Annotated in this window: 11 protein-coding genes and 1 pseudogene; 10 read left to right on the forward strand and 2 right to left on the reverse strand. The window is 73.7% G+C overall.

Annotation, left to right across the window (positions count from 1 at the left end; genetic code table 11):
* Positions 1 to 287 (forward strand): annotated as a pseudogene (locus E1289_RS32255) (transcriptional regulator); the annotation flags it as partial.
* Positions 288 to 320: 33 nt separating this feature from the next.
* The gene (locus tag E1289_RS32260) at positions 321 to 875 is read left to right on the forward strand and encodes a DUF3291 domain-containing protein (RefSeq protein WP_131987020.1); all 555 of its coding nucleotides are present in this window, start codon (positions 321 to 323) and stop codon (positions 873 to 875) included.
* A gap of 20 nt (positions 876 to 895) precedes the next feature.
* On the opposite strand, the gene E1289_RS32265 is transcribed toward E1289_RS32260, so the two are convergent.
* The gene (locus tag E1289_RS32265; protein ID WP_131987022.1) at positions 896 to 1,978 is read right to left on the reverse strand and encodes a DUF3866 family protein; all 1,083 of its coding nucleotides are present in this window, start codon (positions 1,976 to 1,978) and stop codon (positions 896 to 898) included.
* 123 nt (positions 1,979 to 2,101) lie between these two features.
* Between E1289_RS32265 and E1289_RS32270 the strand changes: the two genes are divergently transcribed.
* The 6 genes from E1289_RS32270 to E1289_RS32295 all read left to right on the forward strand — a co-directional run bounded on the left by E1289_RS32270 (position 2,102) and on the right by E1289_RS32295 (position 8,506).
* Positions 2,102 to 3,136 (forward strand): WYL domain-containing protein, encoded by a 1,035-nt coding sequence (locus E1289_RS32270; RefSeq protein WP_131987024.1) that lies wholly within the window; start codon positions 2,102 to 2,104, stop codon positions 3,134 to 3,136.
* Positions 3,133 to 4,167 carry a WYL domain-containing protein gene (locus tag E1289_RS32275; RefSeq protein ID WP_131987026.1) on the forward strand — a complete coding sequence of 345 codons (1,035 nt, stop codon included), beginning with the start codon at positions 3,133 to 3,135 and terminating at the stop codon, positions 4,165 to 4,167. The genes E1289_RS32270 and E1289_RS32275 overlap by 4 nt, the downstream gene beginning before the upstream one ends.
* 22 nt (positions 4,168 to 4,189) lie before the next feature.
* Positions 4,190 to 4,411 (forward strand): hypothetical protein, encoded by a 222-nt coding sequence (locus tag E1289_RS32280; RefSeq protein WP_131987028.1) that lies wholly within the window; start codon positions 4,190 to 4,192, stop codon positions 4,409 to 4,411.
* Positions 4,412 to 4,435: 24 nt separating this feature from the next.
* Positions 4,436 to 4,753 carry a Sec-independent protein translocase subunit TatA gene (gene tatA, locus E1289_RS32285; RefSeq protein WP_131987030.1) on the forward strand — a complete coding sequence of 106 codons (318 nt, stop codon included), beginning with the start codon at positions 4,436 to 4,438 and terminating at the stop codon, positions 4,751 to 4,753.
* 48 nt (positions 4,754 to 4,801) lie between these two features.
* Positions 4,802 to 5,665, forward strand: coding sequence for a twin-arginine translocase subunit TatC (gene tatC, locus E1289_RS32290; RefSeq protein ID WP_131987040.1), 864 nt, complete (start codon positions 4,802 to 4,804; stop codon positions 5,663 to 5,665).
* 72 nt (positions 5,666 to 5,737) lie between these two features.
* The gene (locus E1289_RS32295; protein ID WP_131987042.1) at positions 5,738 to 8,506 is read left to right on the forward strand and encodes a DEAD/DEAH box helicase; all 2,769 of its coding nucleotides are present in this window, start codon (positions 5,738 to 5,740) and stop codon (positions 8,504 to 8,506) included.
* A gap of 31 nt (positions 8,507 to 8,537) precedes the next feature.
* On the opposite strand, the gene E1289_RS32300 is transcribed toward E1289_RS32295, so the two are convergent.
* A complete protein-coding gene (locus E1289_RS32300; RefSeq protein WP_243713289.1) occupies positions 8,538 to 9,392 on the reverse strand; it encodes an oxygenase MpaB family protein in 855 nt (284 codons plus the stop codon).
* Positions 9,393 to 9,690: 298 nt separating this feature from the next.
* Here E1289_RS32300 and E1289_RS32305 point away from each other — a divergent pair, with 298 nt between their 5' ends.
* Both E1289_RS32305 and E1289_RS32310 read left to right on the forward strand, forming a co-directional pair.
* The gene (locus E1289_RS32305; RefSeq protein WP_131987044.1) at positions 9,691 to 10,659 is read left to right on the forward strand and encodes an ATP-binding cassette domain-containing protein; all 969 of its coding nucleotides are present in this window, start codon (positions 9,691 to 9,693) and stop codon (positions 10,657 to 10,659) included.
* Positions 10,656 to 11,495: an ABC transporter permease gene (locus E1289_RS32310; protein WP_131987046.1), complete on the forward strand. Its 840-nt coding sequence runs from the start codon at positions 10,656 to 10,658 to the stop codon at positions 11,493 to 11,495. Before E1289_RS32305 ends, E1289_RS32310 begins: the two co-directional genes overlap by 4 nt.
* Positions 11,496 to 11,520: the final 25 nt, after the last annotated feature.

Genomic DNA, 11,520 nt, shown 5'->3' on the forward strand with positions numbered 1-11,520 from the left:
GGGACGGGCCGTGCGGGGGTCTGGACGAGCTGGCGGAGGTGCTGTCGGCGCGCGGTTACGAGCCGGTGCCGGACGAGGGCGGTGCGGTGCTGCGGATGCGGAACTGCCCGTTCGGTGCGGTCGCCGAGGCGTTCCCGCCGCTGGTGTGCGGGATGAACCTGGCGTTGCTGGAGGGGCTCGTGGAGGGGTCTTCCGGGGTCAGGGTGCGGATGGATCCGCGGCCGGGGTGGTGCTGTGTGGCGGCGGAGGCGGCCGCGGACCGGCCTTCTAAAAACAACAGGCATTGACATAGAAATCGCGGCTGTGGTGGAGTGGGCCGCATGAGCGATCACACCCCCGCCTCCGCGCGGCAGCCCGCCCGTTTCCACCCCGCCCGTTTCCACATCGCCCAGTTCAATGTCGCCACGCTCCGCTACCCCCTGGACGATCCGCGGATGGCGGAGTTCGTCGCGCTGCTGGAACCGGTCAACGCGCTCGCCGACGCCGCCCCGGGGTTCGTGTGGCGGCTGACGGAGGAGGGGGAGCCCGACGCCACCGGGATGCGCCCCGCCGGCGACGACGTGATCATCAACTACTCGGTGTGGGAGTCCGCCGAGGCGCTGTGGGACTTCGTGTACCGCAGCGCGCACCTGGAGACGATGCGGCGCCGCCGGGAGTGGTTCGGGCGGCACGTGGACGCGCATCTCGTCCTGTGGTGGGTGCCCGCGGGCCGGACCCCGACGGTCGCGGAGGCCATGGAGCGCCTCGCCCTGCTGCGGGACCGGGGCCCCTCGCCGCGGGCGTTCACGTTCGCCTCGTCCTACACCGCCGAGGAGGCCGCCGCGGCGGGAGCCCCCGGAGCGGGCGCCGCCGGTGCCGAGCCCGCGTCCGTCTGAGGGTCAGGCGGGTCTGCGGGTCAGTCGAGGAGTGCCGCGGTGTGCCGGCCCGCGGCGGCGGCGGTGAGGAAGTAGGGCAGGTCCTCGTCGAGGCGGCGGCCCATGGTGGACAGGCGGACGCCCCAGTCCTTCTCGGCGGCCCTGAGGGTCTCGTGGAGGCCGTCGACGGGGACGGGGACGAGGCGGTGCCGCTCGCCGAGGGGGGCGGCCTCGGCGGCGACGCGGGCGCCGAAGGGGCCGCCGAGTTCGGGGACGGGGACGTCGGCGGGGGCGAGGGCGACGCGCCCGTAGGCGGTGAGGGAGTGGTGGGAGACGCCGATGTGGCGTTCGCGCCGGTCGCCCTCGCTGACGCGCAGTGATCCGACGGGGCGGCCGCCGAGGACGGCGGCGGCGTTGACGGCCTCGCCGGCCGCGACGCCGGAGAAGCCCCACCGGGTGCCGGTCCCGAGGTTGCCGGGGCCCTGGGCGAGGACGGCGGCGTCGGCGCGCAGGATGAGCCGCGCGGCGAGGAGGCCGGTGTGGACGGTGACGGCTTCGAGGTCGCCGCCGAACGCCTGCCCGGCGGTGACGGTCGCGGCGAGGGCGCCGGCGTCCTTGAGGCGGGCGATGGACATGGAGAACCAGGCCGGCAGCGCTCCGCCGTCCGGCATGACGTACACGATCCGCGCGGCGGGCCGCTCGGCGCGGAGGGCGGCGAGGATCGGGGGGAGCGCGGAGTGCAGGTCGGCGACGATGACGGGCATGCCGTCGAGGGAGTCGGCGTCGCGGAGGACGTCGTGGTGGGGGGAGTCCTGCTCGTCGGCGCCGAGGACGGTGGCCTGCAGGGGCGTGTAGCGGGCCTTGACGAGGTGGCCGGGGCCGCCGGGGTCGGGCGGGAGCCGGTCGGGGACGGCGACGACCATGGCGTAGCCGCCGGTGCCCAGGCCCATCGCCAAGGCCGTAGTGTTGAGCAGGACGGTATCGCCCGGTTCGGGGCGTCCCACGAGTGCGGGATAGGCCAGGGCGCGGTGCGTGCCGTCGCCCCCGATCGAGACGGTCAGCTCGACCGCCCCGGGCCATTCGCGGCGGATGTCCTCGACTGTGCCTTTGCGCCATCGGATCACACCGGGAAACGGTAGCGTCCTCAACGGCGGGGCGCGGCCGTTGACCGGCGAAGGTCCGGTGCGGAGACGGCGAGGCCCGGCGGACGCGTGTTCGGGGCGGTGGAGCGAAGGGGTGGTGGCGAAGTGTCGCGGCGCAAGACCGAGCGCCTGCTCAATCTGGTGGTCTGCCTGCTCGCCACCCGGCGCTATCTGACGGCCGAGCAGATCCGCCGCGCGGTGCCCGGCTATCCGGAGTCCGACGAGGCGTTCAAGCGGATGTTCGAGCGGGACAAGGAGGAGCTGCGCGAGCTGGGCGTGCCGCTGGAGGTGGGCAGCGACCAGCTGGGCGGCGGCGGTGAGGAGATCGGGTACCGGATCCCGCCGCAGGACTACGAGCTGCCGGACATCCATCTGACGCCCGACGAGGCGGCGGTGCTGGGCCTGGCGGCGCGGGTGTGGCAGCGGGCCAGCATGGCGGAGGCGGCGTCGGGGGCGCTGCTGAAGCTGCGGGCGGCGGGGGTGGAGACCGACGCGCCGTCGGCGGTGGGCATCGAGCCGCGCGTCAACACCCAGGACCCGGCGTTCCCGGCGCTGTGGGAGGCGGTGCGCGACGGGCGGCCGGTCGCGTTCGACTACCGGGGGATCGGGCGGACGTCGGTGGCGCGGCGGCATCTGGAGCCGTGGGGCGTGGTGAGCCGCCGGGGCCGCTGGTACGTGGTGGGGTTCGACCGGGACCGCGGCGAGCAGCGGGTGTTCCGGCTGAGCCGTATCGCGGGGGAGGTGGCGGCGGACGGGCCGGCGGGGTCGGTGACGGTGCCCGACGGGGTGGACGTGCGGCGCATCGCGTTCGACTGGGGCGACCCGGTGAGCGAGCCGCGCCCGGCGACGGTGCTGCTGCGGGCCGGGGCGGCGCAGGGGCCGCGGCGGTGGGCCAGGGACGTGCGTCCCGCGCAGGACGGTCCCGCCGACGGGGAGTGGGACGAGGCGACGCTGACGTTCCGGGACGCGGACCGGTTCGCGCCGTACCTGGCGCGGTTCGCCGACGACGTCGTGGTTGTCGATCCTCCGGACCTGCGGGAGGCGGTGATCCAGCACCTGAAGTCGGTGCTGGCCGGGGCGCACGGCCCGGCGGAGCCGGCGGGCCCCGCGGAGCCGGAGGGGACGGTGCAGGGGCGATGACGGCGAGGACTCCCGCGAAGACCCCCGGGGGCGCGAAGGCGCCCGCCCGGGGGCAGGCGACGACGTCGACGGACCGGCTGGGGCGGCTGCTCGCGCTGGTCCCGTACGTGGTGAACCGCGACTCGGTGGCGCTCGGGGAGGCCGCCGCGGCGTTCGGGGTGACCGAGAAGCAACTGATCGACGACCTGAACCTGCTGTGGTGCGTGGAGCTGCGGGCCCCGGACCCGTACTGCCCGATCGACCTGTCCTACGAGGGCGGGGAGATCACGGTGGCGGAGGCCGAGTCGATCGCGCGGCCGCTGCGGCTGAAGGTGGACGAGGCGGCGGCGCTGCTGGTGGCGCTGCGGATGCTGGCGGGCATCCCGGGCCTGGACGACCGGGACGCGCTCAGCCGGCTGATCGCCAAGCTGGAGACCGCGGCGGGCGCGGCGGCGTCGGTCGCGGGGCAGGTGGCGGTGGAGGTCGACGCCCGCGGCGGTTCGGCCGATCCCGGCGGCGTGGTCCTCGGGCGGCTGCGGGACGCGATCGCCGGCGGCCGCCGCGTGCACCTGACGTACTACGTCCCGGCGCGGGACGAGAACACCGAGCGCGACGTCGACCCGATGCGGCTGCTGGTGGTGGAGGGCAACACCTACCTGGAGGGGTGGTGCCGCCGGGCGGAGGCGGTGCGGCTGTTCAAGCTGGACCGGATCGCGGGCCTGGAGGTGCTGGACGTGGCGGCGCTGGTGCCGGACGGCGCCGAGCCGATCGACGTCGACGCGGGCCTGTTCCGGCCGTCGCCGCAGGACGAGGCGGTGACGCTGGAGCTGACGCCGCGGGGCAGGTGGGTCGCCGACTACTACCCGTGCGAGAGCGTGGAGGAGCTGGGGGAGGGGCGGCAGCGGGTGGTGCTGCGCACGCCCGACAGCCGGTGGATCCGGGGGCTGGCGCTGCGGCTCGGCGACCAGGGGCGGGTGGTGGCGCCCGCGCCGCTGGCCGCGGGGATCCGCGCGGACGCGGCGCGGGCCCTGGCCCGCTACGGCATGGCGTGAGCGGATCGGCTACCGTGGCCGGGTGGCGTGGGTTGCGGTGTCGGTGTCGCTGGGTTTCGTCGGCCTGGCCGTCCTCGCCTGGTGCGCGTTCAAGGTGTGGCTGGGCGTGCGGCGCTTCGGCCGTGAACTGGAGCGGACCAGGCGGCGGCTGGAGCGCGAACACTCGGCGCTGCGCGATGAAGTCTCGCGGATGGAGAAGACGCGGGCCCCACAACCGCCCGAGGACGGCGTACGATCGACCTGAGCACCCCTGCTGAGAAGGAATGTCATGGCTGGACTTGGCACGACCGAGATTCTGATCATCCTGGCCGTCGTCTTGCTGCTGTTCGGATCGGCGAAGCTCCCCACGCTCGCGCGTTCGCTCGGTAAGTCGGCGCGGATCCTGAAGGCCGAGACGAAGGGCCTGCACGACGACGATGACGGAGACGAGGGCAGAAGGTCCGCCAAGGCCGCGCCGGCCGCGCAGGACCCGCCGGCGCGGGAGCACGGTGACGGCTCCCAGCAGGCGCGTGGCGCGCTCGGTTCCGGTGAGCCGATCCAGGGCGTGCCGGTGTCGGACCCGGGCCGCGTGCGCGACGGCGGCTGACCGCCGCCCCGCGACGACCACCGCCGACCCCCGAGCCTGAATGCGACGATGAAGCTGAACAGGCGCGACGCCGCCGCCCCCGATGGCCGCATGCCCCTGATGGCACACCTCCGTGAGCTGCGCAACCGGCTGATCAAGGCGATCCTCGGCCTCGCGGTCGGCGCGATCATCGGATGGATCCTGTTCGAGCCGATCTGGGACTTCCTGAAGCAGCCGTACACGCAGATCCCGCCCGAGCACTGCCTCGAAGGGAAGTGCGACCTGGTCGTGCACGGGATCTTCGACGGGTTCTTCGTCCGCCTGAAGGTCTCGCTGATGATCGGCGCGGTGCTGTCGTCGCCGGTGTGGCTGTACCAGCTCTGGGCGTTCGTCGCGCCGGGGCTGTACAACAAGGAGCGGCGCTACACCTACGTGTTCCTGACGGCGGCGGTGCCGCTGTTCTTCCTCGGCGCCGCGCTGGCGTACGTGACGATGGACAAGGGCCTGCAGATCTTCATCGGGCTCGCGCCGGGCGACACGACGGTGCTCGTCGGCGTCCAGGACTATCTCGGCTACGCCCAGGCGATGCTGTTCATCTTCGGGCTGACGTTCGAGCTGCCGCTGTTCGTCGTCATGCTCAACCTCGTCGGGGTGCTGTCCCACGAGCGGCTCCGCAAGTCGCGGCGGCTGCTGGTGTTCGGGGTGTTCGTGTTCGCCGCGGTCGCCACCCCCAGCCAGGACCCGGTCACCATGCTGGCGCTGGCGCTGCCGACGATCGTGCTGTTCGAGTTCGCCGAGCTGTTCGCGTACCTGCACGACCGCCGCAGGGTCCGCCAAGGCGACGAGTACGCCGGCCTGTCCGACGACGAGGCGTCCCCCCTCAACCTGGAGGAGATCGACGCCGAGCTGGAGAAGGGCGGCCGCGCCGGCTGACGCGCCACGCCGGGGCGGCCGGCCGCGCATTCGATTGGGAATCGGGCCTGTCGAAACCGTAGGCTCGAAGGTATGACCTCCCCCGATACGACGTCGGCCGGGCAGACCCCGGCGGAGCGGTACGCCGCCTACCGCGAGCGCACCGCGGGCAGCGGCCAGGCCCTGCTGGACTTCCGCACCCTGTACGACTTCGACCTGGACCCGTTCCAGATCGAGGCGTGCAAGGCGCTGGAGGGCGGCAGCGGCGTGCTGGTCGCCGCGCCCACCGGCTCGGGCAAGACGGTGGTGGGGGAGTTCGCCGTCCACCTGGCCCTCACCGGCGGCACCAAGTGCTTCTACACCACGCCGATCAAGGCGCTGTCGAACCAGAAGTACGCCGACCTCGTCCGCCGCTACGGGCCCGCGAAGGTGGGGCTGCTCACCGGCGACAACAGCGTCAACGGCGAGGCCCCGATCGTGGTGATGACGACCGAGGTCCTGCGCAACATGCTGTACGCGGGGTCGCACACCCTCGGCGGGCTGGCGTTCGTGGTGATGGACGAGGTGCATTACCTCGCCGACCGGTTCCGCGGCGCCGTGTGGGAAGAGGTGATCATCCACGTCCCGGAGTCGGTGCGGATCGCGGCGCTGTCGGCGACCGTCAGCAACGCCGAGGAGTTCGGCGAATGGCTGCAGGAAGTCCGCGGCGACACGGCCGTCATCGTGGACGAGCACCGCCCCGTCCCGCTGTTCCAGCACATGCTCGTCGGCACCCGCCTGTACGACCTGTTCGTCGACACCGGCAAGGGCGGGGACCGGCAGGCGCGCCTCAACCCGCAGCTGACCCGGATGGCGGTGGAGGAGGTCCGCCGCGCCAAGGTCAACCAGGGCCGCCGCACCGGCCGCCGCCGCGCGCCCCGCCCGCAGCGGTTCCGGCCCCCGGCGCGGCCCGACGTGATCGAGCGGCTGGACCGCGCCGGGCTGCTCCCGGCGATCACGTTCATCTTCAGCCGCGCCGGCTGTGACGCGGCCGTCCTGCAGTGCCTGCACGCCGGGATCCGGCTCACCTCCAAGGAGGAGGCCGAGGAGATCCGCGCGCACGCCGAGCTGCGCACCGCCGACATCTCCGCCGAGGACCTGCGGATCCTCGGGTACGGCGACTTCCTCGCCGCCCTGGAGCGGGGCGTCGCCGCCCACCACGCCGGGATGCTGCCGACGTTCAAGGAGATCGTCGAGGAGCTGTTCACCCGCGGGATGATCAAGGCGGTGTTCGCGACGGAGACGCTCGCGCTCGGCATCAACATGCCCGCCCGCACCGTGGTGATCGAGAAGCTCGACAAGTGGAACGGCGAGGCGCACGTCGACCTCACCCCCGGCGAGTACACGCAGCTGACGGGGCGCGCCGGGCGGCGCGGCATCGACGTGGAGGGCCACGCCGTCGTGGTGTGGGGCCCGAACGTGGAGCCGGCGTCGGTCGCGGGCCTGGCGAGCACCCGCACCTACCCGCTGAACTCCAGCTTCCGGCCGTCGTACAACATGGCCGTCAACCTCGTCGGCGCCGTCGGCATCGAACGGGCCCGCACGCTGCTGGAGGAGTCGTTCGCGCAGTTCCAGGCCGACCGCGCCGTCGTCGGCCTGGCCCGGCAGGTCCACAAGAACGAGGAGGCCCTCGCCGGGTACGCGGAGGCCGCCGAATGCCACCTGGGCGACTTCATGGAGTACGCGGCTATGCGGCGCCGCCTGTCGGACCGGGAGGCCGAGCTGTCGCGGGAGCGTGCCGGTGCCCGCCGCGCCGAGGCCGCCCGGTCGCTGGAGCACCTGCGGCCCGGCGACGTCATCGTCGTGCCGTCCGGGCGGCGCTCCGGCCTCGCCGTCGTCCTGGACCCCGGGGTGGGCCGCCGCTCCGACGGGCCCGCGCCGCTGGTGCTGACGGTGAACCGGTCGGTGCAGCGGCTGTCGATCCAGGACTTCCCCCGCGCCGTCGAGCCCGTCGAGCGGCTGCGCATCCCCAAGTCGTTCAGCCCCCGCAACCCGCAGGACCGCCGCGACCTCGCGGCCACGCTGCGCAACAAGGTCCCCGACGACGTGCGGGCCCGCAGGCGGGCCCGCGCCGACTCCGCGGCGGCCGAGGACGAGGAGATCGCCCGGCTGCGGGCCGGGCTGCGCCGCCATCCCGTGCACGGCTGCGACCGGCGCGAGGAGCACGCCCGGTGGGCCGAGCGGTACCACCGCCTGGACCGCGAGACCGAGCAGCTGCGGCGCCGCGTCGAGGGCCGCTCCCAGGTCATCGCGCGGACGTTCGACCGCGTGTGCGCCGTCCTGCAGCAGCTCGGCTACCTGGACGGCGACTCGGTCACCGAGGAGGGGCGCCGCCTCGGCCGCATCTACAACGAGCTGGACCTGCTCACCGCCGAGAGCCTCCGCGAGGGCCTGTGGGAGAAACTGGGCCACGCCGAGCTGGCCGCGTGCGTGTCCGCGCTGGTGTACGAGTCGCGGCAGCCCGACGACGCCGCGCCGCCCCGCACCCCCGGGGGCGCCGCGCAGGACGCGCTGGCGGCGATGGTGCGGCTGTGGGGCGAGCTGGACGCCGTCGAACGCGACAACCGGGTGTCGTTCCTGCGCGAGCCCGACCTCGGGTTCGCGTGGACGGCGTACCGGTGGGCGAAGGGCGACGACCTCGATGCGGTCCTGCTGGAGAGCGACCTGACCGCGGGCGACTTCGTCCGCGCCGTCAAGCAGCTCCTGGACCTGCTCGGGCAGGTCGCCGACGCCGCCCCGCCCAACAGCCACATCCGCAAGACCGCCCGCCGCGCCATGGACGCCATGCGCCGCGGGGTCGTGGCGTACTCCTCGGTCGCCTGACCGGCGGCGCGCCGCCCCGCCGCTCCGCGGGTCAGCCGCGGCGGCGGGCGCGGCGGGCCGACAGTGTGCGGTTCACGCGGTGGCTCGCCAGCTTCACCAGCAGCGGCTGCGGCGGCCGGCGCAGCACCCCGGGCGTCAGGTGGTGCACGCGGGTGGCCGTGCGCAGCATCATCCCGGCGGCGCGGCGGCGGCGGTCGTTCCACGGCAGCCCGTACCGCTCGCGCAGCTCCTCGGGCAGCAGCGCCGCCGTGAGCAGCCGGAACACCGCCAGGCCGGGGGTCAGGACGCGCAGCTTGCGGGGCCACAGCACGGCGCCGGCGACCTCCCGGGCGGTGTCGGTGACCTCCAGTTCCGCGAGCGTCGCGGCCATGTAGGCGCGGAACGCGGCGAGGTCCGGGGGCTGGGCGTCCAGGGGGCAGCCGAGGACCTCGGCGACGACGCGGGACTGGCGGTAGTACTCCGCCGCCAGGTCGGGTTCGCCGCCGCGGGGGCGGATGACGTGCTCGTAGATGTGCAGCGCCGAGTCGATGAGGGTCGCGTTCACCCACAGCTGCAGGTCGGGGTCGTTGCCGGTGTAGCCGTCGCCGCGGACGGTGGTGTGGATGCCGCGGACCTTCGCGGCGATCCGCGCGACCTCGTCCGGTGTCCCGAACGTCACGATCAGCAGGAAGTCCAGGGTGCCGAACAGGCGGGCGAGGGGCCGGTCGGCGAAGTCGCTGTGCTCGGCGACGCCCAGCGCCACCCGCGGATGGGCCAGCTGCATCAGCAGGGCGCGGCCGGCGCCGAGGCCGATGAGCGGCTCGGCGGCGACCCGGCGCAGCACGTCCCGGTCGGCGAGCCGCTCGGCGAGCTGCTCCTGGGCGGGGATCTGCGGGGCGGCGGGCACGGGACCTCCCGTGGGTCGGGGGCGGGTCCGGTCATCCTCGCCCAGCTATTGGCAAGCGGTCAATAAGGGGCGGGGTCCGCGCGCCCGAGGTCAGGGGGCGGCGGCAGCGGTTCCTGCCCACCGGCCGCGGGCGAAATGGTTCTGCGGCCCCGCGGGCGGGAAGTGGTCCCCCGCGGGCCACTTCCCCGCGCCCGCGTGCGGCAGGTCTCCACCCTGAGGAGGAACCGCCCCCCGGGCCGTGGGCGCTACGGTGATCCGATCGCACTGTTCGCCAGCAATACATCCAGGATGTGTGTGCATGATCGAGGCGAAGAACCTCACCAAACGCTACGGCGACAAAGTGGCCGTAGATGACCTTTCCTTCACCGTCGTCCCCGGGAGGGTGACCGGGTTCCTCGGCCCCAACGGCGCCGGGAAGTCGACCACCATGCGGCTCCTGCTCGGCCTGGACAGGCCGAGCCGCGGCGACGCCCGGATCAACGGCGTCCACTACCAGGACCTTCCCGCGCCGCTGCGCACCGTCGGGGCGCTGCTGGAGGCCAAGGCCGTCCACACCGGCCGCAGCGCCTACAACCACCTGCTGGTGCTCGCCCAGACGCAGGGCATCGACCGGAAGCGCGTCGACGAGGTCGTCGAGCTCGTCGGGCTGACCGGCGTCGCCCGCAAGCGCGCCGGCGGCTTCTCCCTCGGCATGGGGCAGCGGCTCGGCATCGCCGCCGCGCTGCTGGGCGACCCGCAGGTGCTGATCCTGGACGAGCCCGTCAACGGCCTCGACCCGGAGGGCATCGTCTGGATCCGCACCCTCATGCAGCGGCTCGCGGCGGAGGGGCGCACGGTGTTCGTCTCCAGCCACCTCATGAACGAGATGGCCGTGACCGCCGAGCACCTCATCGTCATCGGCCGCGGCAGGCTCATCGCCGACTGCTCCACCGAGGAGTTCGTCGAGCGCAGCACCGAGAAGACGGTGACCGTCCGCAGCCCCGACGCCGTGCGGCTCTCAGAGGTGCTCGCGGCCGAGGGCGCCAAGGTCCGGCCCGACGGCGACGCCGTGTTCACCGTCATCGACATGGAGGCGCCCCGCATCGGGGAGCTCGCGGCCGCCGAGGGGCTCGTCCTGCACGAGCTGACCCCGATCCGCGGCTCACTGGAGACCGCCTTCATGGAGCTGACCCGCGACAGCGTCGAGTACGACGCGGCGGCCGAGTCCGCCGCGCCGCCCGCCGCCGAGCCGGCCGCCCAGCCCGCCGAGAAGGGAGAGGCCCGATGACCGCCGCCAACGAGCACGCCGCGCAGCCCGCCGGCGACCCCACCGCGCACCGGCGGCCGGGATTCGCGCGGCTCCTGCTCGCCGAATGGACGAAGATACGCACGGTCCGCTCCACCATGTGGTCGCTGATCCTCTACGTCCTGCTCAGCCTCGGCTTCACCACGCTGCTCGTGAGCCTGATCGCCGCGTCGTGGGACGACACCGCCGACGGTGACCGCGCGGCGATCAGCGCCGACCCGGTCAACTTCATCCTCGGCGCCGGGTTCCTCGGCCAGCTGGTCGTCTGCGTCCTCGGCGTCCTGGTGATCTCCGCCGAGTACTCCACCGGCATGATCCGGGCCACCCTGCTCGCGGTGCCGCGGCGGCTGCCGGTGCTGTGGGCCAAGGCCCTGGTGTTCACCGTGCTCATCCTGGTCGCCGGCCTCGCGGTGTCGTTCGTGTCGTACCTCATCGGCTCGGCGATCCTCAGCGACAAGGTGCCGGTGTCGCTCGGCGACGAGGGCGTGCTGCGCTCGGTCATCGGAGGCGGCCTCTACCTGGCGATGCTCGGGCTGTTCTCCCTCGCCATCGGCGCGATCGTGCGGCACACCGCCGGCGCCATCACCGGCGTGATCGCGCTGGTGCTGGTGGTGGGGCCGCTGGCCCAGCTGCTGCCCGGCAAGATCGGCGACTACGTCTACGGCTACATGCCGTCCGAGGCGGGTTACATGATCACCTCGGCGCGGCAGGGCGAGGACGACCTGCTGTCGCCCTGGGAGGGCTACGGCGTGTTCGCCCTGTGGACGTTCGCCCTCCTCGTGATCGCCGCCTACCTCCTCAAACGCCGCGACGCCTGAGCCCGCGCACCAAGCGTCCCCGCCC

Origin of the sequence: Actinomadura sp. 6K520 (assembly GCF_004349245.1) — a bacterium.
GTDB lineage: Bacteria > Actinomycetota > Actinomycetes > Streptosporangiales > Streptosporangiaceae > Spirillospora.

Excerpts from the sequence above, each read along its gene's own strand:
- E1289_RS32310 (WP_131987046.1), top strand. The coding sequence starts at position 10,656 with ATGACCGCCGCCAACGAGCACGCCGCGCAGCCCGCCGGCGACCCCACC.
- E1289_RS32260 (WP_131987020.1), top strand. The coding sequence starts at position 321 with ATGAGCGATCACACCCCCGCCTCCGCGCGGCAGCCCGCCCGTTTCCAC.
- E1289_RS32295 (WP_131987042.1), top strand. The coding sequence starts at position 5,738 with ATGACCTCCCCCGATACGACGTCGGCCGGGCAGACCCCGGCGGAGCGG.
- tatC (WP_131987040.1), top strand. The coding sequence starts at position 4,802 with ATGAAGCTGAACAGGCGCGACGCCGCCGCCCCCGATGGCCGCATGCCC.
- E1289_RS32275 (WP_131987026.1), top strand. The coding sequence starts at position 3,133 with ATGACGGCGAGGACTCCCGCGAAGACCCCCGGGGGCGCGAAGGCGCCC.
- tatA (WP_131987030.1), top strand. The coding sequence starts at position 4,436 with ATGGCTGGACTTGGCACGACCGAGATTCTGATCATCCTGGCCGTCGTC.
- E1289_RS32305 (WP_131987044.1), top strand. The coding sequence starts at position 9,691 with ATGATCGAGGCGAAGAACCTCACCAAACGCTACGGCGACAAAGTGGCC.